At 64.1% G+C, this 22869-nt stretch carries 18 protein-coding genes; 10 read left to right on the top strand and 8 right to left on the bottom strand.

Translation table 11 applies throughout. From position 1 onward, the window contains the following. The first annotated feature begins 34 nt into the window (after positions 1-34). Together ACSSVG_RS16315 and ACSSVG_RS16320 are read left to right on the top strand one after the other, a co-directional pair. A complete protein-coding gene (locus ACSSVG_RS16315; RefSeq protein ID WP_492415651.1) occupies positions 35-1897 on the top strand; it encodes an SGNH/GDSL hydrolase family protein in 1863 nt (620 codons plus the stop codon). An 81-nt stretch (positions 1898-1978) separates the two neighbouring features. Continuing rightward, the gene (locus ACSSVG_RS16320) at positions 1979-2356 is read left to right on the top strand and encodes a thioredoxin family protein (protein WP_011775683.1); all 378 of its coding nucleotides are present in this window, start codon (positions 1979-1981) and stop codon (positions 2354-2356) included. Positions 2357-2490: 134 nt separating this feature from the next. On the opposite strand, the gene ACSSVG_RS16325 is transcribed toward ACSSVG_RS16320, so the two are convergent. After that, entirely contained in the window at positions 2491-2769 is a 279-nt protein-coding gene (locus ACSSVG_RS16325) for a putative quinol monooxygenase (RefSeq protein ID WP_492415652.1), read from the bottom strand. An 83-nt stretch (positions 2770-2852) separates the two neighbouring features. Here ACSSVG_RS16325 and ACSSVG_RS16330 point away from each other — a divergent pair, with 83 nt between their 5' ends. Both ACSSVG_RS16330 and ACSSVG_RS16335 read left to right on the top strand, forming a co-directional pair. Beyond that, on the top strand, positions 2853-4529 hold the full coding sequence (locus ACSSVG_RS16330) for an AMP-binding protein (RefSeq protein WP_492415653.1): 1677 nt from the start codon (positions 2853-2855) through the stop codon (positions 4527-4529). 132 nt (positions 4530-4661) lie between these two features. Beyond that, complete coding sequence (locus tag ACSSVG_RS16335) at positions 4662-5582, top strand: putative endonuclease domain-containing protein (protein ID WP_492415654.1); 921 nt, start codon at positions 4662-4664, stop codon at positions 5580-5582. A 74-nt stretch (positions 5583-5656) separates the two neighbouring features. On the opposite strand, the gene ACSSVG_RS16340 is transcribed toward ACSSVG_RS16335, so the two are convergent. Next, positions 5657-6628 (bottom strand): DNA-3-methyladenine glycosylase family protein, encoded by a 972-nt coding sequence (locus tag ACSSVG_RS16340; protein ID WP_231340730.1) that lies wholly within the window; start codon positions 6626-6628, stop codon positions 5657-5659. A gap of 130 nt (positions 6629-6758) precedes the next feature. Here ACSSVG_RS16340 and ACSSVG_RS16345 point away from each other — a divergent pair, with 130 nt between their 5' ends. The 4 genes from ACSSVG_RS16345 (at position 6759) to ACSSVG_RS16360 (ending at position 11150) form a co-directional block, all read left to right on the top strand. Continuing rightward, positions 6759-7151: a VOC family protein gene (locus ACSSVG_RS16345; RefSeq protein WP_253468758.1), complete on the top strand. Its 393-nt coding sequence runs from the start codon at positions 6759-6761 to the stop codon at positions 7149-7151. Between the two features lie 90 nt (positions 7152-7241). Beyond that, entirely contained in the window at positions 7242-8627 is a 1386-nt protein-coding gene (locus ACSSVG_RS16350) for a cystathionine beta-synthase (protein ID WP_231340732.1), read from the top strand. A 95-nt stretch (positions 8628-8722) separates the two neighbouring features. Beyond that, on the top strand, positions 8723-9892 hold the full coding sequence (locus ACSSVG_RS16355) for a cystathionine gamma-synthase (protein WP_492415655.1): 1170 nt from the start codon (positions 8723-8725) through the stop codon (positions 9890-9892). A gap of 4 nt (positions 9893-9896) precedes the next feature. Beyond that, complete coding sequence (locus tag ACSSVG_RS16360) at positions 9897-11150, top strand: glycosyltransferase 87 family protein (protein WP_231340734.1); 1254 nt, start codon at positions 9897-9899, stop codon at positions 11148-11150. A gap of 100 nt (positions 11151-11250) precedes the next feature. Here the strand turns inward: ACSSVG_RS16360 and ACSSVG_RS16365 are convergent, their stop codons facing one another. Beyond that, positions 11251-13368, bottom strand: a complete 2118-nt coding sequence (locus ACSSVG_RS16365; protein WP_492415656.1) for a phosphocholine-specific phospholipase C — start codon at positions 13366-13368, stop codon at positions 11251-11253. Between the two features lie 144 nt (positions 13369-13512). Then, on the bottom strand, positions 13513-14244 hold the full coding sequence (locus ACSSVG_RS16370) for a hypothetical protein (protein WP_492415657.1): 732 nt from the start codon (positions 14242-14244) through the stop codon (positions 13513-13515). A gap of 220 nt (positions 14245-14464) precedes the next feature. Between ACSSVG_RS16370 and ACSSVG_RS16375 the strand changes: the two genes are divergently transcribed. Together ACSSVG_RS16375 and ACSSVG_RS16380 are read left to right on the top strand one after the other, a co-directional pair. Beyond that, positions 14465-14989 (top strand): winged helix-turn-helix transcriptional regulator, encoded by a 525-nt coding sequence (locus tag ACSSVG_RS16375; protein WP_492415658.1) that lies wholly within the window; start codon positions 14465-14467, stop codon positions 14987-14989. Beyond that, entirely contained in the window at positions 14986-16368 is a 1383-nt protein-coding gene (locus tag ACSSVG_RS16380; RefSeq protein WP_492415659.1) for an MFS transporter, read from the top strand. The genes ACSSVG_RS16375 and ACSSVG_RS16380 overlap by 4 nt, the downstream gene beginning before the upstream one ends. 88 nt (positions 16369-16456) lie before the next feature. Here ACSSVG_RS16380 and ACSSVG_RS16385 read toward each other — a convergent pair whose 3' ends face one another. Genes ACSSVG_RS16385 through ACSSVG_RS16400 form a run of 4 tightly spaced genes read right to left on the bottom strand, consistent with a single transcriptional unit; the run spans position 16457 to position 22723 of the window. Beyond that, positions 16457-19534, bottom strand: coding sequence for a glycoside hydrolase family 2 TIM barrel-domain containing protein (locus ACSSVG_RS16385; RefSeq protein WP_492415660.1), 3078 nt, complete (start codon positions 19532-19534; stop codon positions 16457-16459). Then, entirely contained in the window at positions 19534-20448 is a 915-nt protein-coding gene (locus tag ACSSVG_RS16390; protein ID WP_231339795.1) for a carbohydrate ABC transporter permease, read from the bottom strand. The genes ACSSVG_RS16385 and ACSSVG_RS16390 overlap by 1 nt, the downstream gene beginning before the upstream one ends. Continuing rightward, positions 20445-21392 (bottom strand): carbohydrate ABC transporter permease, encoded by a 948-nt coding sequence (locus ACSSVG_RS16395; RefSeq protein ID WP_231339796.1) that lies wholly within the window; start codon positions 21390-21392, stop codon positions 20445-20447. The genes ACSSVG_RS16390 and ACSSVG_RS16395 overlap by 4 nt, the downstream gene beginning before the upstream one ends. Beyond that, positions 21389-22723 (bottom strand): ABC transporter substrate-binding protein, encoded by a 1335-nt coding sequence (locus tag ACSSVG_RS16400; RefSeq protein WP_253468744.1) that lies wholly within the window; start codon positions 22721-22723, stop codon positions 21389-21391. Before ACSSVG_RS16400 ends, ACSSVG_RS16395 begins: the two co-directional genes overlap by 4 nt. Between the last annotated feature and the right edge of the window lie 146 nt (positions 22724-22869).

Raw genomic sequence — 22869 nt, forward strand, 5'->3', positions numbered from 1 at the left:
GTTTTGATGTGGCAGCAGGTTGGGGGTTGGCGAAGTGGGTTTTACCAAGACGGCGATGGGGCCCGTGCGGCGTTGGCTCCTGGGCTCGATGGCGGTGGCGCTCCTGGTTCCGGGCACCCTGGGGGCGGCGTTGCCAACCCAAACGTTCGCGGTCCCGGATGCGGCTTCCACCACAGTCCAGGCTTCAACCCCGGCCCTCACGGGCGCCATCGGACACCTCTACAACACCAGCGCGTGGGCACGAAGCGTGCTGCTCCGCCCCACTGGGGCCGAGGAATGCTCAGGAAGTGGAAGCAACGCCGGCTGCGTCCAACGATTCGCGGGTGGCGACATCGCCTGGTCGGCACGCACGGGAGCACGCGTGGTGGTCAACGGACCTGTCCGCACATCGTGGTGGGGCGCCGACGGCCCGGCCGGCTTCCACGGCTATCCCGCCACCGATACGGCAAGCGGGCTCCGCAACGGCGGTTCCAAGCAGTCATTTGAGCGCGGGACCATCACATACTCACCGGCCACAGGTGCCCAGCGTACTGGCGGATCCATCCATCTGGCTTGGGGCCGCAGCGGCTTCGAAGGTGGCTTCCTCGGCTACCCGGTCACCGGGGAAAGCACCGGACTGCGCGACGGCGGCGCGTGGCAAGCCTTCGAACGCGGCTTTGTGGTGTGGTCACCGGCCACTGGTGCCCATCCATCCATGGGTGCCATCCGTGAACGCTGGCGGCGGGCCGGAATGGAGGAAGGCGAGCTGGGATACCCGGCCACAGACGAAGCTTTGGGCCTGAAGAGCGGAGGCTCGTCCCAGAAATACCAGCGCGGAACCATCATCTGGTCACCGGCCACTGGCGCCAAGGCCCTGACCGGGGCCATCCGAAGCTACTGGTCATCCACGGGGGGCCAAAACGGTGCCCTCGGGTATCCAGTGGGAGAGGAAGTCAGGCAAAACAACTTCGTCTACCAGCTCTTCCAAGGCGGTACGGTCTACTGGTCGGCGGCAACGGGTGCGCACTCCACCACCCATGGGGATGTTCATAACCGCTACAACTCGCTGGGCGGAGCGGCCGGTCAGTTGGGTCTTCCCCTCACTGACAAGCTTCCGCGGGCCGGTGGACTCGTTCAGCAGTTCGCCAACGGCTGGCTGGTGTGGGGCCCGGCCACGGGAGCACGGATTGTTGGCCACCCCACCTACAAAGTCTGGTCCATCACCCCGGGTGAATTCGGTTGGCCGGTAAAAGACACCTGGACGGATGGCAGGGGCGCCCACGTGGCCTTCCAGAAGTTGGAAACCATCTGGAGCGATGCCACCGGGGAGCTCTACTCGGCCGAGGCCGTTGACGCATCCACAGCGGTTTTCCTTGGCGACTCACAGCTGGACATGGACTCGTGGGGCGAGCAAGGCGCCCGGGCGGCCGGCTACCCGCGCCAAGTAGTTCGCAGCATCGGCGGGATCGGCTATGTTTCCGGAAGTCCCGCCGTCGGTGGTGGCTCCGCGACTGATGCGCTGGCGCAGGACCGTATCCTCCTGCCGCAAGGAAATCCGGGCCTGGTGGTGGTGACCCTGGGCGGCAACGATGCCAGGATCGGCGCGACGGACGCGGCCATCCTCTCGCAGGCGAACCGGCTCTGGGACGAGCTGCGCCGCAAGTATCCCCGCAGCACCATCCTGATCAACGGCGTCCTTTCCCGCTACGATGCCAGCCACGCCCAACGCCGTTGGGTGGACGGGCTCGTGACCCGCGAAGCGGCCCTCCGTGGTTGGCCGCGCATCTCGATGTCCGGCACCGCAACCATTGCCGGGGCAGCCGGCGACTACCTCGATGGCGCCCATATGAACCAGACGGGCCACAACAAGGTGGCGCCGCTCTACGCATCCGCAGTGAAGTACGTGTTGGCCAAGTAGCTGTTTATTCCCTGTAACGCGGGAAGCGAACAGGGTGGTGCTCCACGGGACTTAGCAGGCATGGTCGCGTACCGTGGAAGCATGGCTACAGTTGACATCACTGGAGAACAGTTCGCATCGACTATCGAGGACAACGACATTGTCCTGGTGGATTTTTGGGCTGCCTGGTGCAGCCCCTGCCGCCAGTTTGCCCCCACGTACGGGGCTGCATCGGAGAAGCACACTGACGTCGTGTTCGCGAAGGTGGACACCGAGGCCGAGCAGCAGCTCGCTGCCGAAGCCGGGATCACCTCCATCCCCACGCTGATGGCTTTCCGTGAAAAGGTCCTGGTCTTCTCGCAGCCGGGCGCCCTCAACGGCCCGCAGCTTGAGCAGGTCATCGAGGCCGTGAAGGGACTGGACATGGAAGAAGTCCACGCCCACGTTGCCAAGGCGCGCGCCGAGGCCCAGGAAAACTAAAGACCAGCCCGGCTGCTTGAAACACCGAAGCCGCCGGAAGCAAACGAGGTCGCCGGAGAATTCCGGCGACCTCGTTGCGTTAAGAGCGTCATCGCAGCTTTCCGGCGATGTCGCCGGGCTGAAGCGGGAAGAGGCTAGAGCCGTTCGAGCGTGACGGGCTCGGCAAGAAGCGCGCTGAGGGACTCGTTCAGGTCCTGGACGGCAATACCCTTGGAGTGCTTCTCGAGGAGGTCCTCTGATTCCCAACGCTCGGTCAGGACCAGCTTCTCTTCGGTGGCCTCGGTCAGCTCGTACCGGATGCAGCCGGGCTCGTTCACGACCTCGTCGATGGCGATTTCCAAAGCGAGCTTCACACGGAAGAACTCGCCTTCGTTGGGGATGAACGTGGCCTGCAGGTCAATGGGTGCACTCATGGATCCAACCCTACCGGCAGGACACGGCCCCACTGGAGGTGGTTACGGTTCTGTTGCGCCCAGTCCCTTGGTAGCGTTCCGTCATGTTGTCCTACACTGCCGGAGACACTGACGTCCCGCTGCTCGAAGAGACCATCGGCGCCAATTTTGAGCGCATCGCCGCCCAGTTCCCTTTGCGGGACGCCCTGATTGAAGCGGCCGCGACGCCTGGCGGTGACGCCCGCCGCTGGAGCTACCAAAAGCTGAACGACGACGTGAATCGCCTCGCCCGGGCCTTGCTCGCCATCGGGGTGGCCAAGGGCGAGCGGATCGGCATCTGGAGTCCCAACTGCGCCGAATGGACCATCCTCCAGTACGCCACCGCAAAGATCGGCGCGGTGCTGGTCAATGTGAACCCCGCATATAGGAGCCATGAGCTGGAGTTCGTGGTGAATCAGAACGGCATGCGGATGCTGGTTGCCGCTCCGTCGGACAAAAACAGCGACTATGTGGGCATGGCCAGAAACGCGGCCGCCAACTGTCCCGAACTCCGGGAAATCGTCTTCCTCCCGGGAGACCCTGCCCTCGGGCTGACCGTGGGCGAACCGGAAGCCAACCACGAACTCACCTATGCCGAGCTCCTGACCCGGGCTGACGGCGTCGGGCCTTCAGCAGTGGCGGACCGCATGGCCGAACTGGACCCGTACGATCCCATCAACTTGCAGTACACCTCTGGAACCACAGGCTTCCCGAAGGGTGCCACCCTGACCCACCACAACATCCTGAACAACGGGAACTCAATCGGGCGTCTCCTGCGGTACACCGAGCAAGACCGTGTGGTGATTCCGGTGCCGTTCTATCACTGCTTCGGCATGGTGATCGGCAATCTGAACGCGTTGAGCTTCGGCGCGGCAACCATCATTCCCGGCCGCGGCTTCAACCCGTCGGCCGCGTTGGAAGCGGTGCAGGACTTCGGCGGAACCTCGCTCTACGGCGTCCCCACCATGTTCATTGCGGAGTTGGCGCTGGAGGAATTCGCATCCTACGACCTCTCGACCCTGCGGACCGGCGTCATGGCAGGGTCATTGTGTCCCATCGAAGTGATGCGCCGGGTCATCGACGAGATGCACATGGTGGATGTGGCCATCTGTTATGGCATGACCGAAACCTCGCCTGTATCCACCATGAACCGGGCGGGGGATACCCTGGAGCAGCGGACCACCACGGTGGGCCGGACCATGCCGCATTTGGAGAGCAGGATCGTGGACCCGGGCTCGGGCGAGGTGGTGGAGCGTGGCGTGATCGGTGAACTCTGCACGCGCGGTTACGCGGTGATGCAAGGCTATTGGGGCCAGCCGGACAAGACGGCAGAAGCGATCGACGCTGAGGGTTGGATGCACACCGGTGACCTGGCCCGCATGGACCAGGACGGCTATTTGGTGATCGAGGGCCGGATCAAGGACATGGTGATCCGGGGTGGGGAGAACGTCTACCCCCGGGAGATCGAGGAGTTCCTGTATCTGCACCCGTCCATCCAGGATGTCCAGGTGATTGGCGTTCCGGACGAAAAATACGGTGAGGAACTGATGGCGTGCATCATCCTCAAACCAGGTGCAGAGCCGCTGACCGCCGTGGACGTAGCCGAATACTGCCGCGGGAAGCTGGCCCACTACAAGATTCCCCGCTATGTGGACGTCCGCGAGAGCTTCCCCATGACGGTCTCGGGCAAGGTTCGGAAGGTGGACATGAGGCAGGAAGCGGTGTCCCGCCTGCACCTATAACTCCAACGCGGGGTCATTTACGGCCCATGTTGGGGCCGCTAATGGGCCGTAAGTGACCCCGCGTCGCATCTTTGGGAACTCAACCTGTGGATAACGCCTTGAGGGCCGCGCTTCGCCGACAGACTTGAAGGCATGGTCCGTATCAACCCGCTGCCCGAGGGACTCCGGTACCGGGCGTTCACCACCTACGAATCACGCGAGCTTGGCATCCCGGCCAAGAGGCTGAGGGCGAAAGACCTCTCCGACGGCGGCCGGTTGATTCACGTGCCAAAGGGGAGACCCCTCGACTTGGTTGAACGCGCCCGGGTGCTTACGGAGGCAACACCGGGAGCATGGATTTCCCACGAAACTGCGGCAATCCTTACGGGTTTGGGGCTCCCTCCGTGGATGGATGGCGGAAAGTCCATTCACCTCAGCAAACCGCACACCCTTCCAAGGGTCCGCCGTTCCGGAGTAACCGGGCACCGCGTCCGTGTTCATCCCGGGGAAGTTATAGACTTGGACGGAATTCCAGTATCGGTGCGTCCCCGGACGTGGCTGGACCTGGCCCGCGTTCTTCCCCTCAATTATGTGATTGCCATGGGGGACCAGTTGATCAGGCGGCCACGCCCGTCGTTGGAGTTTCGTACGGAGCCCTACGCCCACCTCTCCGGACTGCACCTGCTGATACGACAACACCCCAATCTTCAGGGGGTGGAGAAGGCAAGGCTCGCACTCGAAGAAATGCAGGTGGGTGCCGATTCGTATCCCGAGACATTCTTGAGACTGGCCATGAGGGACGCCGGACTGCCCGAACCGGAACTGCAATTGCGGCTTAACCCGACGGACCCCATGTCACCTGCGGCCGATCTTGGATACCGACGTTTCCGGATTGCGGTCCAGTACGACGGAGCGCACCACCTGACGAGGCAGCAACAATCGCGCGATAATCGGCGGGATGAGGCATTTCTAAGCGCGGGGTGGAGCTACTTCAAGCTCAATGCCGACGATCTGGCCGATGGCTTTGCTGGAGCGATCGGGAGAATCAAGAAAGCGAAGCTGCGTGCGCCCTAAGCAACCCGGGGTCACTTACGGCCCAAAGATGGAGCCAGGATGGGCCGTATCTGACCCCGCGTTGCTTTAAAAGGTCAGTGCTGGCGGTGATCCTGAACGGTCATTCGTGGGCCGAACGTGGGTTTCCGGAAGCCGCTCAGATACAGCATCCTGACCAGCCGCTGCCTCTGCCCGCGCCACGGCTCCAGGAGTTGGAGCATGCCGGCGTCGTCGGTCTTTTGACCGGTCAATGCATAGCCCACGTACGAAGCCAAATGGTAGTCGCCCACGGAAATCGAGTCCGGGCAGCCGTGGGTCCGCTGGACAACTTCGGCAGCTGTCCAGATGCCGATTCCAGGAATGGTCTGCAGCTTGGCACCGGCCTGGGCTGAGTCCACCCCGGCCAGCCGTTCAAGAGCGACGGCGGACTGCAGCGCCCGCATCACCGTGGCCGAACGCTGTGGTCCAACCCCGGCCTTGTGCCATTCCCAGGACGGAATGGCCAGCCACTGCCTGGCGGTGGGAGGAACGAGGAGTCCAGCAGGAGCCCTGCCCGGCCCTGGCGTTCCGTAGCGGTACATCAGATACCGGTAGCCGCGCCTTGCCTCCAACGTGGTGACCTTTTGCTCCAAAATGGTGGGCACCAGTGAATCAACCACCCGCCCGGTGGAGGGCAGCCGCAGAGCGAGGTTCCGGCGTCGTGCTTCAGTGACACGGCGCGGGAGGGTGGCATGGAACGTGGGCTCGTCGAACGCGGACCAATCGTCATCGGCGCCCAGGAGCCTCGGCACTCCGGCAATGGCATCCGCTGCTCCGGGTCCCCAGGCTTGTGCGTCCACGAAGGAATCGGCGCCCAAACCGCCTGCCGAGAGGCGGAGAGTCACGGGGCCCGAGGGAGCAGTGAAAGCCATCCAGAAGCCATTGTGGTGTGCCGCGAAGGAAGGATCCGCGTTGCCGCGCATCAGCGGAAACATGGTCTGGTCCAAACGGAAGGAACCGCCCGGATGCCACCTGACGGCTGCATCTGCCGCGGCCGCAACAACGGGCGGGGCGTCTGCGATGGTCATGTTTTCATGGTCCCACGCCCGGCTGACAATGAGCTCAATCAACCCCTTACGGCAGCAGCCGGCCAGGGCTAGACTCCCTGATGTGGCGTGGGTGGGCCGCGCCATATCCCAGGTACAAGGAGCGCGAATCGTGGCCGCAATAGTGCATTTCGAGATTCCGACGGACGACAAGGACAGGGCCAACGCATTCTATGCGAGCACGTTCGGCTGGAACCTGAGCCCCATGCAGGGGATGGACTACACCATCGCCCTGACCGCACCCTCGGACGAACAAACCGGGACGCCCAAGGAACCAGGAGCCATCAACGGCGCCCTGTTCCCACGGACGGACGCCCTGAAGACCCCCATCCTGACCATCGACGTGGAGGACATCGACGCAGCCCTTGAGCAGGTGGAGTCCGCCGGCGGCAGCGTTGTCCAGGCCAAGGACGCCGTCCCCACCATGGGCTGGTATGCCTATTTCAAGGACACTGAGGGCAACGTCCTGGGGGTGTGGCAGACCGACACCTCCGCCGGAACCTAGTCCGCGCCCGGCCCTGCGGGCACCCGGACCCGGCCCGCCTGGTAGGGGACGAAGCAAGCCCCACTGCGGGCAGGCGGTAACTTTGTACCTATGAAGTACGCCCAGTCCGTGTTGGACCTCATCGGCAATACGCCGCTCATCAAGCTCAACCACGTAACGGACGGGATCAAAGCCACCGTCCTGGTCAAGCTCGAATACGTCAATCCTGGCGGATCCATCAAGGACCGGATCGCCGTGAAGATGATCGAGGATGCGGAAAAGGACGGACGGCTCAAGCCGGGCGGAACCATCGTTGAGCCGACGTCGGGCAACACCGGAGTGGGATTGGCGCTGGTGGCCCAGCAAAAGGGCTACAAGTGCATTTTCGTGGTGCCGGACAAAGTGGGAGAGGACAAGCGCGCCGTCCTGCAGGCATACGGTGCCGAGGTAGTGGTCACACCCACGTCCGTGGCTCCGGACAGCCCGCAAAGCTACTACGGCGTTTCCGATCGCCTGGTCAGCGAGATCCCGGGCGCCTTCAAGCCGGACCAGTTCTCAAACCCCGCCGCCCCCGGCAGCCACTTCGAGTCCACTGGCCCTGAAATCTGGCAGGACACCGACGGCAAGGTCACGCACGTGGTCATCGGCGCCGGAACCGGCGGCACGATTACCGGCACAGGCCGCTACCTCAAGCAGGTCTCGGCTGACCGTGCAGAGTCCGACGGCGGCCGGGTCAAGATCATCGGTGCGGACCCGGAAGGTTCGGTCTACTCAGGCGGAAGCGGCCGGCCCTACTTCGTTGAGGGCGTGGGTGAGGACATGTGGCCCGACAACTACGATCCTTCCGTGCCTGACGACGTTATCGCCGTGTCCGATGCCGACTCCTTCTCCATGACGCGCCGGCTTGCCCGCGAGGAAGGCCTCCTGGTGGGCGGCTCGTCCGGCATGGCTGTTGTTGCGGCCCTGCAGGCGGCCAAGGACTTGGACGAGTCCGCTGTGATGGTGGTGATCCTCCCGGATTCCGGTCGCGGCTACCTGGCCAAGATCTTCAATGACCAGTGGATGCGCTCCTACGGCTTCCTCTCCGGCGGCGAAGAGTCTTCGGTGGGCGAGGTCCTCAAGTCCAAGACGGGGGAGATGCCGGACCTGGTCCACATCCACCCGAACGAGTCTGTCCGTGACGTCATCAACATCATGAACGAATTCGGCGTCTCCCACATCCCGGTGCTCTCCCAGGAGCCGCCGGTCGTAATGGGCGAGGTCGTGGGTGCCGTGGACGAGCGTAGCCTCACCAGCAAGCTGTTCCGCGGCGAAGCGAAGCTGATGGACAAAATCTCCGAACACATGGGCGAGCGACTGCCCGTAATCGGCTCACTGGAAACCATTTCCGCCGCGCGCGAGCTGCTGTCCGACGTCGATACCGTCATGGTGACCTTCGCCGGCGCCCCCGTGGGCATCCTGACGCGCCACGACCTTCTGGCATACCTGAGCAACTAGGCGCCTTGCGCCCCATTCAAGCCGGCGCCCGATCCAGCCGGCGCCCGATCCAACCGTTGACCGATCCCACTTTGAATGAACCAAGAGGAGCATCCATGTCTGCCACCAACAACGCCGGGTTCAACACACGTGCCGTCCACGCCGGACAGGCCTTCGAACCGCGGACCGGCGCTGTGGTGCCGCCGCTGCACTTCAGCTCCACGTACGCCCAGGACGGCATCGGCAACCTGCGCTCCGGATACGAGTACGGCCGTGGCGGCAACCCGACGCGCGACGCCCTCCAGGAGCAGCTGGCGGCCCTTGAAGGCGGCACTGCAGCGTTCTCCTTCGGCTCGGGACTCGCTGCCGAGGATTCGCTGATCCGCGCCATCGCGCGTCCCGGTGACCACATCGTCCTGGGCAACGACGCCTATGGCGGCACCTACCGCCTCATCAACCGTGTCCTGGGAGACTGGGGCATCGGCAACACCTCCGTGGACATGTCGGACCTGGACGCCGTGGCTGCCGCAGTCGCTGCGAACAACACCCGCATCGTCTGGGTGGAGACGCCGTCCAACCCGATGATGAAGATCACCGACATCGAGGCACTCGCCGCCGTAGCGCACGATGCCGGTGCCCTCCTGGTGGTCGACAACACCTTCGCTTCGCCCTACTTGCAGACTCCGCTCGCTTTGGGCGCGGACGTGGTGGTCCACTCCACCACCAAGTACATCGGCGGACACTCCGACGTTGTGGGTGGCGCCATTGTGGTGAAGGACGCTGAGCTCGCGGAGAAGATCGGCTTCATCCAGTTCGCCGTGGGTGCGGTCTCCGGTCCCATGGATGCGTTCCTCACCACCCGCGGGCTCAAGACCCTGGGTGTCCGCATGGATCGCCATAGCGAGAACGGCCAGGCCGTGGCTGAATGGCTGCTGCAGCGTCCCGAGGTGGAAGCAGTGCTGTACCCGGGCCTCCCTGACCACCCGGGCCACGAGCTCGCTGCCAAGCAAATGAAGAAGTTCGGCGGGATGGTGTCCGTTCAGTTCAAGGGCGGCGAGGCAGCAGCGCGCACGGTTGCAGAGTCCACCTCGGTCTTCACCCTGGCGGAATCCCTGGGCGGCATTGAATCCCTCATGAACTACCCGTCGGAAATGACCCACGCCTCTGTCAAAGGCACCGAGCTTGCCGTCCCCGTCAACCTCCTGCGCCTCTCCTGCGGCATCGAGGAAGCCGAGGACCTGATTGCCGACCTTGAGCAGGCCTTCGCGAAGATCAGCAACGGCTGACACTGTGGCTTCTCCTTCACAGACGGTGGCCCCCACCAGGCAGCGGGGCTGGATCCTCACGATCGCCGGTGCACTGACCCTCGCTGTGGCCGTGTGGTTCCTCTACACCGACTACCAGCCGGCCTTGAACGACTTCGAGGTCTACTTCTACGGCGGCGGCAAGGTCCTGGAGGGTGGGGATCTCTACGCGGTGCGGGAGGGCCTGCCGTTCACCTACCCGCCCTTTGCTGCGCTGCTTTTTACCGGTCTTGCGGCCATGGGCTTCTTCGCCAGCAGCCTGGTGTTCATCGTCGTTGCCTTGGTGGGTGCCGCTGTGGTGGCCGCGTGGCTGGCAAGGCACTATTTCGGTGTGAAGACCTGGCGGGAGGCGTTTGCCGACTACCGCTTCCGGACAACGGCTTTGGTGGGAACCGGGGCGATTTTGCTCCTGGGGCCCTGGCGGGACACATTCGTCTTTGGGCAGATCAACATCATCCTGATGGGCGTGATCCTGGCGGATTTCGCCCTGTACGGTAAGGCTCGGGCAGGTGCTATCCGGTGGCCCGCAGGCCTCCTGATTGGTTTGGCTGCCGGGGTGAAACTCACTCCGCTGGCCTTTGGGCTGTATTTCCTGGTTCGCCGCGACTTCAAGGCCTTGGGCTGGATGGCCGTGGGCTTCTTTGGCTCCATTGCCTTGGCTTGGGCTGTGCTGCCGCAGGCTTCCGTGGATTTCTGGACCAAGATACTGCCCGACACCGGCCGCATCGGTGGACCCGCGTACGTGGACAACCTCTCGGTCAAGGGGCTGCTGCTGCACTTTGGCATGCCTGACTCCTCCCTCACCAACGTTGTCTGGATGGTCCTGTCCCTGGGGCTGGTGATCCTTGCGGGGCTCATCATCAAGTGGGCCGTGGACGCTGACGAGAACTTCATCGCAGTATCAGCCACCGCCATCCTGATGCTCCTGATCAGCCCTGTCTCGTGGTCCCATCACTGGGTGTGGGTTGCTGTTGCCCTGCCCAGCATGGCGTTCGCCATGCATCGGGTCCCTTCGCGTTCCGGTCGGATGCGCACCGCCGGCTGGGCCATTGTGGCGTGCTCCACCGTCGCGTTCTTCATGACCCCCAAGAACCTGGCCGTGTGGGCCGGTGCTGCCGAGTGGGGCAAGGATCCGCAGACCCAGTGGCAGCTCATGATTTCCAGCCTTGGCGTGGTGTGCGGGATCGCCATGCTGGTCTATTGGGCCCTGGCATATCATCCTTCGCGAACCAGGAAATAAGCCCTAGGCATCGAATCATGCCAACGAATCCGGCCCTTGTCCGCCCACCTAACCGCTATAAGGTGCATGGTGCGGACAAGGGCCGGATCTGTTGCCGCGCCTAGCCTGAGATGCCCTCCCGGCCGTCTTCCTCACGCCCGGTCAGACGCCGCCTGAACGACGCGTCATCGGCCGAGGTGAGCTGAAGGTCGTACCAACCCTCCACGGTGTCCCAGCCGATCTTCCTGGTGTGGCCCGCCTTGAGCTTCACGGTTTGGTTGTTGACCGCGTACTGCAGTGACTCCAGCTTTACGTTGACCGTTGCAGCGCCGTTGTTGCTCAACTCCAGTTCCACGGCCTTCTTGCCGCGGCGTCCAGTAACGGTGACGTCGACGCCGGACGCAGCGCCGGCCGTCGTGCCCTTCAGTTCGTAGTGGTACCGGTTGGGGCCGGTGACGACGACGTCGAAGGCGCCGGAGGCCAGCGGAAGTTCCATCTCCTGGCTGCCGAGGACGTCCGCGTGCCTGGGTTCGGTGACCTCGCCCGCGTAGCCGTACACGGTGAAGTGGGTGGAACTGGTTCCTTTGTTGGTCAGCGCCAGGGCAATCCTGCCCGGTTTTACTGCAGCCGAGACTTGTGGACGGTAGGGGAGAGGCCGGGCCGGGCGGCTGCCGGTTTCCTGGATCGGGGCCACCTGGACCGCCGGAGGGTTCGGGCGCCAGCGGCTGATTTTGGCGGGTACCGCGGCGGGGTGGTCGAGAACCGGTGGCGTGCCGGGGGAGGCGAAGTTGAACACTCCGGTCAGGTCGCCGCAGACTTCCCGGCGCCATGGAGAAATATTCGGTTCCTCAACGCCGGTCCAGCGCTCCAGGAAGCGAAGCACGGAGGTGTGGTCGAAGACTTCCGAACTGACGTAGCCGCCCACTGTCCAGGGCGAGACCACCGTCATGGGCACGCGGGGGCCAAGGCCGATGGGCCGGGATGTGGTCCAGTCAGTGGACTCGCCTGATGCCGGACGCGGCTGGACAGGCGGCGGGACGTGGTCGAAGTAGCCGTCGTTCTCGTCGAAGTTCAGGAAGATCGCGGTGCTGTCCCATGTGTCCGGGTTGCTCGCGACGGTGTCCAGCAGGCGGTAGACGAAGTTCGCGCTGCCCACCGGTGTAGAAGCGCCGGGGTGTTCGGAGTCAGCTGCGGACGGCACCAGCCAGCTGACCTGCGGCAAGGTGCCATCCTCGATATCTGCGCTGAGGCGTTGCAGGAGGGTCTCGGGACGGCCACGCCACATGGCTTTATCGAACAGGGACCTTTCCGCGTCTGTGAGGGCGGCGCGACCCTGCTCCAATTGGGCAAGAAGGCGGTCCTGCTCAGCGGGCGCCTTGCCCTTGATCGAGTCGTAGAACTCCTCGGTGGTGCGCAGGTTTCCCTCCACCGATGCGAGCATCTTGCGGCCGATTGCCTTGAAGGTCTGGAAGTACTCCACGGCGTTGTCCGTGAAGTTGTCCCAGTCCTGGTAGATCTTCCACGAGACCCCCGACTGTTCCAGGCGCTCAGGGTAAGTGGTCCAGTCGTAGCCTCCGTGGTCGTAGCCGTAGGCGGCGTTCGTGACGGCACGCTTGGTGCTGGCTGGCTCAGTGCCCGTGGTTCCGCTCCAGAGGTAGTTGCGGTTGGGGTTCGTGGACCCGTTGACGGAGCAGTGGTAGGCATCGCAGATGGTGAAGGTGTCCGCGAGTTCGTACTGCAGCGGGATGTCCTGGCGCTCGTAGAACGTCATGGTGGATGCGCTCTTGGCAGGAATCCACTTGTCGCACCAGCCGTTGTTCCAGGCCGTGGTGGTTCCGTTGAAGGAGTGGTCCAAATCGCCCAGGTACTGGATATCGGAACCGGGCCTGCCGGCAAGTTCCGCGGCCTTGCGGAGCGAGAATGGCAGGACGGTCTCGCCGGTGGCCCGGGGCTGCTCGAACATGGACTTGCCGTTGGGCAAACGGGTGACGGCCTTGTCGCCGTATCCCCGGACGCCACGCAGCGATCCGAAGTAGTGATCGAACGAGCGGTTTTCCTGCATCAGGATGATCACGTGCTTGATGGACTTCAGGCTTCCCGGCGGCACCGGCTTGGCCATCGCGGCCTGCACGGAGGGTGGGAGCAGTGACCCGGTGGCTGCAAGCGCCGTCGCTGCAGCGGCGGTGCCGAGGAAACCGCGGCGCGAGAGTCCGGTCGATTCGGTTGAACGATTAACCATTTCAGGAGTATTCGAGGACATTCAAGGGAGCCTTTCGTGGTCAGAGTAGACCGGGCAAGCTTAGGCACCCCGAGTTAACCTCCGATGAAACCAGGGCAAACCGGTGGGGTGTGTCGCGTAGATCACACTTTCCGTTTGTCGTTGCTAGTTCAGCGCGATGACCAGCATCCGGCTGGTGCCAGGGATGCAGGTCTGCAGCACTGCTTTGGGAAAGCCGCCGAAAACTGCCGAGACGTGATCTGTGGTGCCGCCCAACGGGACCTGCCCAAGCGCGTCCACGGTGTACGTTCCGTAGCCGGCCAGGGTGACTGTTTGGCCCACGGTGATGCCCGAGAACCGTGCCCACCCGCCGCAGTAGTCGTGCTCAGTGATGAAAAGCGAGTAGGCGTCGGTGGGCGTGAAGTGGACCGGGCCGATGCAGGCATCCACCAGGTCCTGTCCTCCGGCACCGGCTACATGGATGGTCCATCCGGGCTGCCCTGGCTGGGGCTCGTTGACCGGGGGTTGCGGGGCCGCCTCTGCGGGGGGAACCACGACGGCGGGTGGGGCCGGTGCGGCCGGTGGCGGTTCAGGTGCTTCGGCGGGTGGGGCCGGTGCGGCTGGAGGTGGCTGGGCCGGTGCGGCCGATTCCACGGTTGGGCTGACGACGGCGGGTGAAGCCTGGCGCGCGAAGGGCATGGAGTCGCTGGCAGCGGACGGATCGGCAGGTTGCGGCAAATCGATGCCCGGGAGCTGCAGGGTCATGGCGATGGCCGCAACCATGGTTCCAGCCACCACAAGGGCCTTGAGGGTGACGCCCGGCACTGCCCGCCTGAAGCGGGAGGGTGATTCCGACGCCGGGGGAATGTGCAATTGTGGATCGCCCTGCAGAGCCATGGGAACTCCAAGCGGGAATGGATCCGCTAGGAAAGCCGGAACGGATATTCAGAATCCCCAGACACTTTCGATTGTAGGAACTCCCCGGCCGATGTGAACCTTGTGGGGATACTCGTCTTTTTCCGGGGCGCTACTTGGATGTAGCGTCCCCCGGCGTCAAACAAGGCCGGGAAGCAGAAACAACCTAGCTTTCTTTAGAAAAGTCAGCTACGTTGACCGCATGCCTCTTCGTTCCGACTGGTCCGCCCGTACGTGCAGCCTTGCCCGCGGCCTCGACGTCCTTGGCGATCCCTGGGGGAGCCTGGTCCTGCGGGAAATCTTCTTCGGCAACGGCCGGTACGACGCGATCAAAAAGCGCCTCGAGGTTGCGGACAACGTCCTCAGCAAGCGGCTGGGATGGTTGCTCGAGTCCGGCCTCCTGGCCCAGCGCCCCTACCAGGACGGCAGCCGCGTACGGCAGGAGTACATCCTCACGCCCAAAGGCGAGGACGCGTTGCCTGTCCTCAACGCCATCATTATCTGGGCCGAAAAGCACTTGGATGCACCCAACGAGGTGTCCCACATGAGGGTCATCCACACGGACTGCGGGCAGGCCACGTCCTCGGCAGACACCTGCACCCATTGCGGGACGCGGCTGACGGCCGCCAACACCAGTTGGCACAGCTTCAAACGCAGCGACCATCCGCTGCCGTTGGCCGTCGCGCCACAGAACACCCGCACCATCGAAACGGAGATCTCCGCATGACCGCTCCCGACGTCACAGGGACACCGCCCGGAACAACCGGCGCTCCCACCGGCAAACGACGGCGACTGCATCCGGCCTGGATTGTCGCCGCGGTGGCGTTCCTTGCCCTCGTGGGAGCAGCCGGTTTCCGTGCAGCGCCCGGCGTGCTCATGGTCCCGCTGCAGCAGGAGTTCGGCTGGTCCACCACGGTGTTGTCGCTGGCCGTCAGTATCAACCTGGTCCTCTTCGGCTTGACCGCACCCTTCGCGGCGGCCCTCATGGAGCGCTTCGGCATCCGCAAGGTCACCTCGCTCGCGTTGTGCCTCATCGGCCTGGGCTCGGCCCTCACTGTCTTCGTGAACCAGTCCTGGCAGATCCTGCTTACCTGGGGGCTCCTGATCGGACTCGGTACGGGCTCCATGGCCCTGGTCTTCGCGGCCACCATCGCCAACACCTGGTTCGCCAAGAGCCGTGGGCTGGTGATCGGGATCCTGACTGCCGGCAGTGCCGCCGGGCAGCTGGTGTTCCTTCCCTTCATTGCCGCCCTGGCCCAGAACCCGGGCTGGCGGGGCGCCTCCTTGCTTATCGCCGCGGGTGCGCTCGCGGTTGTCCCGCTGGTGCTGCGCTGGTTGCGGAACTCACCGGCCGACGTCGGGGTTTTGCCGTACGGCGCCGAGGCACCCGAGGTGAAGGCCGCCGACGCCGGATCACCCGCGACGTCGGCAGGCAAGCCTGACGCTGCGGTTGCGTCGTCTGCTCCGAAGGACTCCGCCAATGCCGCGATCCGTGCCTTGCAGGTCCTCAAGCGGGCGGCCAAGGTCCGGACGTTCTGGGCATTGGCCGCAGGCTTCGCCATTTGTGGAGCCACCACCAACGGGCTTATCGGGACACACTTCATACCTTCCGCCCACGATCACGGAATGCCCGAAACCACGGCGGCAGGCTTGCTGGCCGTCGTCGGAATCTTCGACATCGTGGGGACCATCGCATCCGGTTGGCTGACCGACCGCTTCAACCCCAAGATCCTGTTGGCCGTGTACTACCAGTTCCGTGGGATCGGGCTGCTGGTCCTGCCGTTGCTGCTGGGCTCATCCGTGGAGCCGAGCATGATCATCTTCGTAGTGGTGTACGGGCTCGACTGGGTTGCCACCGTGCCTCCGACTGCGGCGATCTGCCGCTCAGTGTTCGGCGCTGACGGTTCCGTGGTGTTCGGCTGGGTGTTCGCTGCCCACCAACTCGGCGCCGCGGCAGCCGCACTCGCCGCCGGCTTCATTCGCGACGCCACCGGGCACTACAACTACGCCTGGCTCGGAGCGGCAGCCATGTGCACAGTGGCCGCAGTCATCAGCGCCACCATTCGTAAGGATGCCGCGAAGAAGGAACCGGTCGCGGTCGCCTGATGAGACGTTGCCTGGGGCCGGTTGCGGGGCCCACTCTGCGCGCTATTTGTGCCTGAAAGCGCGCATAGCGGGCCCCACAACGGGAGTCCTAGCCCGCTTCGGTGATCCGGAACGTCAGGGTACGGGCCTCAGGGCGCAGTGCATGGTCCGGCCACACGTCCGGTCCGCAAGCCCTGGATCCGAGGCCGTGCTGGGCGGCGTCGAGGTACAGGTAACTGCCTTGGCTCGCCGCCAACTCATGCGCGTGGCCGGCTGCTGAGATTTCCTGTGCCGTGTGCCGGGCGAGAGTGAAGCCCGGCAGGCGGCCACCGGAGTCAGGGGCGGCGTCGAGTTTCAGCCAAGGAGTACCTGCCTGCTGCAGGTCAAGCGACCGCACAGCACTCCGGTGACCCGATTCCTGTGGCTTGGCGTAGGGCACCGTGAGCTCGTCAATGCCTGCCGAATACCTGCCCACCAGCGTCGCGTGCATGCTGTCCGGGTACGATTCACGGGGCCCGGCGCCGAACCATGAAGCTCCGTCCACGGAGCCCGGCAGGTCGAATCGGACGCCGATGCGTGGCCAGATCATGTCCCAGCCGGTGCTGGGAACAATCTCCACACGAAGCCACAATTCGCCGCCGGACAGTTGCCAGTTCTCCTCCACAGAGACCCAACGGGCGGCGTCGGCGGCGGCGTAGCGGGTGTGGACCACCACGCCGGTTTCGTGGGCGGAAACCTTCTCGACCCGGGCGGTGATCCGGTCCAGGCCGGCAGCACGCCACACTGATTCCATGGACGGGGCAGGCGTTCCGTTGCCGTTGTTGAGCCATGGATCGGCGAGGTCGTAGCTGCCGCGGCCAGCCCCGGCGTCGTTATCCGTGGGTGCCCGCCACACTTCCAGCCGCGGTCCGGATACCGAAAGCCCGGCAAGCGAGGCTAACCGGCCGTCCTCGAAGACGGCGGGGCCCAGCGAGACGGTGCCTTCCGCAATGTCGGCTTTACGTTCGGATGATGCCAAGGGGCGGGGTCCCCTCAGGCCGGGACGGGTTTCGGTCAGATCCAGCTGCGCCGCGGAGATCACATGCCCGGCCTCGGCCCACGCAGTGTCCTTACCCAGGACGGCCTCCACCGTGAGCCAGTACTCACCGGATGCCGCGCCCGCGAACTCCGGCAGTTCGATCAGGGTCGTATCGCCGGCGGCCAGGGGCGTGCCCGCTGACGTGACGACGTCGAGCTCTCCGGAGACCTGCACAAGGCCGTCCACCTCGGTGCGCCAGCGCAGCACGACGTCGGACGCATCGGCCGTGTGCCGCAGGTTGGCGACGGAGACGAAGCGGCGAGTGCCGCCGTCGTGCGTCTCCGCACTGAAGTTCAGGCGCAGGGGAGCGACGATCTGCTTGTACTCAAAGAGCCCCGGGCTCGGCGTGGAGTCCGACAGGACCATGCCGTCCATCACGAAGTTGCCGTCGTGGACAACCTCGCCGAAGTCGCCGCCGTAGGCGTAGAACTCCGTGCCATCGGCGGTGGTGGTGCGGATACCGTGGTCCCGCCACTCCCAGACAAACCCGCCGTGCAGCCGCGGGAAGCGGTCCACCAGGTCCTCGTATTGGTCGATCGCGCCCGGACCGTTGCCCATGGCATGAACGTATTCGCACAGGATGAACGGTTTGGTGCGCTGCCGTGCGGACTCTGCCGCGGAGCAGCCCAGCAAAAGCGAGCCGGAATCGTCGCGGCCAATCGCCTCAGTCTCAGGAACGGAGGAGTACATGCGCGAGTAGACATCCGTGTAAGCGCCGGTGTAATCGCCTTCGTAATGGACGGGCCGGCCAGTGTCACGGGCGTGGGCCCATGCGGACATGGCAGCCAGGTTGGAACCTGTGCCGGACTCGTTTCCGAGGGACCACATGACGATGGACGGGTGGTTCTTGTCCCGTTCCATCGTGCGCTCCATCCGGTCCACATATGCTTCGCGCCAGGCGGGGTCGTCGCTGGGATTGCCCACCCAGCCATGCCGTTCGAAGCCATGCGTTTCCAAGTCGCATTCCAGGATCACCCAGAAGCCCATCTCGTCGGCGATGTCCAGCAAGCGGGGGTGCGGCGGGTAGTGGCTGGTGCGGATGGCGTTGACGTTGAACTGCTTCATCAGGGCAAGGTCGGCCCGGGCGAAGTCCTCATCGAAGACCCTGCCGCGGTCCGGATGCGTTTCATGGCGGTTCACGCCGTGGAACACCACGCGCCGGCCGTTCACCAGGAACTGGTCGCCCTTGATCTCCACCGTGCGGAATCCCAGGCGCAGGGAGATGGTCTCGCCTTCGCTTGCCACCGTCGCGTTGTACAGACGCGGAACCTCCGCGGACCAGGGTTCGACGGCGGTGATCGCCACCGGGGCGACGTCGGCAGGGGAGGGCCATACGACGTCGACGTCCAGCTCGGGGACGGACAACCGGATGGGGTAGGAGGCTGCATCAGCCGTGATTTCGGGGTCGATGGTGCCCGCGCCATTGGCGAAGGATGTCCTCAGCCAGACGTCGTCGATGCCCTCTTTCGGTCGTGCTTGGAGCGTGACGTCCCGAAAGATGCCCGGCATCCACCACTGGTCCTGGTCCTCGACGTAGCTGGAGGCTGACCACTGGTGAACGCGGACCGCGAGCACATTGTGTCCTGGACGGATTGCTTCGGTGACATCAAATTCCTGTGCCAGCCGGCTGCCCGTGCCAACGCCGATCTCAAGGCCGTTGACCCACACTTTGTACCGGGATTCGACGCCGTCAAAGCGCAGGATTGTCTTCCCGGCGGCGCTCCAGTGTTCCGGTACCTCAAAGCTCCGGCGGTAGTCGCCTGTGGGGTTATCGTCCGGGACGTGGGGAGCATCAGTGGGGAACGGGAATTGGACGTTGGTGTAGATGGGCCGCCCGTAGTTACCGTCGCCCTCCAGGACCCAGTGCGCCGGAACGGGAATCCGGTCCCACGCGGAATCGTCCAGGGTCTCCTCAGCGATGCCTTCGATTGCCTCGCCCGCAGGGAGGACACCGCGGCCGCCCGGGGTTCCCGGTGCGCCCGGGAGGAGCCGGAAACGCCACTGTCCATTCAGGGAGAGGGTCGGAGCATCTGTGTGCAGCCAAGAGCGGGCAGGGAGGCGGTTCCCGGATCCCGGTCCGGTGTCTGTGATGTAGCTGGCGTCGGACATTATTTAACGGCTCCTTCTGTCAGTCCGCCGCGCCAGAAGCGCTGCAGGACAACCATGGCGATGCTGAGCGGAATGATGGAGAGCAACACTCCACCGGTGGTCAGTTCATAGAATTCGGGCAAGCGGTCAACCTGGCTCAGCCAGTTATTCAGGCCCAGGGTGATGGGGTAGAGCTCTGAGTCGGAGAGCATGACCAGCGGCAGGAAGTAGTTGTTCCAGATGCCCACCAGTTGGAACAGGAAAACCGTCACCAGTGCCGGGGTCAGGACTTTGAGCCCGATGGTGTGGAAGATGCGGAGTTCGCCGGCGCCGTCGATCCTGGCGGCCTCGATCAGCGAGGTGTCCACGGTGGCCTGCGCGTAGATCCTGCACAGGAACAGGCCGAACGGCGAGACCAGCGATGGCAACAGGACGCTCCAGTATGTGTTGGCCAGGCCCATCTGGCTGAACAGCAGGAAGAGGGGCAACGCCGTGGCCGTGCCGGGAACCAGCACGCCACCCAGGATGGTGCCGAAGACCAGATTCCGGCCGCGGAATTCGTACTTGGCCAGTGCGTAGCCTCCAGCGGCAGCGAAATACGTGGCCAGGAGCGCACCAACGCCGGCATAGATCGCGGAGTTCAGGAACCAGCGGCCGAAGATGCCGTTGTCGTAACTGACTACCCGGCCGATGTTTTCCCACAAGGAGAACGTTGGCGCGAACCAAAAGCCGTTGGTGGAGAAGAGATCCGCCGTGGACTTGGTGGAGGCAACGAAGACCCAGTACACGGGAATCAGGAAGTACAGGGCCACCACCACCAAAAGTGCGGTGACGATGATGGTGGATGACCGTCGTCGTCCGGCTGAGCGGTCCGGACCGGAAGAAGGCTTGCTGCGTACCGGTGCGGTGGTTGGTTTCGTGGCTGTGACGGTCATGATGACTTCCTGTTCGTCAGTGCGAGGAAGGCGAAGGACAGGGCGAACGCGGCCACGGCGATGATGACCGACTGGGCTGCTGCGACGTTGTAGTCGTTATAGGCGAAGGCCGTGGTGTAGGCGCTGAGGTTCGGCGTGTATTGGCTGTCGATGGCAGGGGCTACAGTCTTGAGGACCTGGGCCTCGGCGAAGAGCTGGAGGGTTCCAATGATGGAGAAGACAGTAGTGAGCATGAGGGCCGGGCGGATCAGGGGGAGCTGGATGCTGCGGGCCACGCGCCACGTGGAGGCCCCGTCCACCTTGGCGGCCTCGTAGAGTTCCACCGGGATGGCTTTGAGCTGCGCCACGATGATCAGCATGTTGTAGCCCGTGTAGCTCCACGTGACGATGTTGGCGATTGACCACAGCACGCTGTTGGCACCCAGGAAATCGGGCGTCAGGCCTACGATCTTGGCTGCGTCGAACAGTGGGCTGAGTCCAGGCACATACAAGAAGGACCACAGGATGGTGGCGATGACGCCGGGCACACCGTACGGGAGGAAATAGGCGGCGCGGAAGAAACCCGGCCACTTTGCCGAGGCCGATTCCAGCATGAGTGCCAACGCGGTGCATAGGACAATCATGACGGGCACCTGGACGATGCCGAACAGCAGCATACGGCCAATCGAGGCGACGAAGCTGCCGTCTGCCAATGCTTGGGCGTAGTTGCTGAAACCGGCGAACTCACTGGTCACGCCGGCTTCGCCGAACAGGCCGCTGCGCGTCACCTTGGTGAAGCTGGACATGATGGCCACAACAATTGGGAGCAGGAACGTGAGGATGAAGAGCCCCAGGAACGGTGCCAGCAGGAGCCAGGGTGCGCGTCCGGCAGCACCCGTACGTTTGCCACTACGGGCCGCTGTAGCGGGACGCTGCACAGTGGGTGCAGTGCGGGTAGTCGTCATGCCGTTTCCTTCCGGATGGTGAGGCCCTTGTTCTTGAAAACGGTGATGATCTGCTGTTCCGAGGCGGCTATGGAATCCACCAACGAGGTCCCAAACGCCTTCTTGCGGAAACCGTCGCTGAGGATGTTGAAGGACTGCTGCGTCACCGGCCACCAGGACCAGTCAGGGTTCTGCTGCTGAGTGGCAGGGACGAAGACTTCCTCGTTGTAGCGCTGAGCGCCGAAGAACGCCGACGGTTGTTGGCGGTCCGATCCGATGAAGTCGGGATTGGGGGACCATCCGATGCCGCTGTTCTTGATCTCGGCGTCGATTCCCTCCTTGGATGTGGTCAGCCACACGGCAAACTCGAGGGCTTCCTTGGGGTGCTTGCTGTTGGCGAGGACAGCAGCCGTGGAACCGCCAAGGTAGGTGGAACCGAACCCGGTACCGCCCCACGTGGGCATGGGCGCAACCCGCCATTTTCCCTCGGAGCCGCTGACGCCCTGAACCAGGGCATCGCCCCAGCTTCCGGTAATGGTCGAGGCAATGCCGCCCTTGCCTGCCGCAGCGAACCAGCCCGGCGAAAAGGCGCCATACGCGGTGGTGACGAGGTCGTCGTCGATCGCTTTGTCGAAGAAACGCGCGGTGTTCAGCGTGGCGTCGTCGGTCATGTTGATGACCCAGCCGTCCTCTTCGGGACGGAACCAGGCGGCCCCGGCCTGTGCGGCAAACGAAGCGAACGGCGAGGCATCGCTGATGGGGAAGCAGTCCAGATAGGTGTCAACCGCCCTTAGCTCCGTGGCAACGCTGGCCCATTCATCCCAGGTTTCCGGGGTGCTTGCGCCCACTTTGTCCATGATGGCGGGCTGGTAGAACATGCCCATTGGCCCGGAGTCCTGGGGGATGCCGTAGATTCCGCCCGTGTAGCTGACTTGCTTCCACAGCGTGGGGTCGTAAAGGTGCGCGTGCTGGTCGGCACCGTAGCGGGAGAGATCCACCAGCCCGTTGACCAGCATGAACTCGGGAATGGAGCGTAGTTCAACCTGGGCGAGGTCCGGTCCGCCGCCTGCAGCGAGGGCCGAGTAGAGCTTCTGGTATCCGCCGGCATTGCCGCCTGGAATCCACACCACGTCCACCTGGATGTTCGGGTTGGCGGCATTCCAGATGTCGGCAACGTTCTGGAAATCCTTGAGCCAAGCCCAGTAGGTGAGCCGCACAGGCCCGCCGGCAGCGGGGATGGTTGGGGCAGCGTTGACGGACTGGGTTCCTGGAGTAGCGCACCCGGCCAGCAGGCCCATGGCTGCTGTACCCAGGCCTGCGCCCAGGAGTTGTCTTCGCGTGAAACGGGTCATGAGCCTTCACCTCTTCGTGTCAGGTTGACTATGCCGGCGCGCGGATTCGTGGGTCCCGGCAGCGGCAAGTGTGACCACGGTAACAGAAAATTCGAGTACTTACTCGAATTTCATATTCGAGGATGTAACACGCATGTACACTGACT

The organism is Paenarthrobacter sp. E2MeOHC11 (assembly GCF_058744955.1).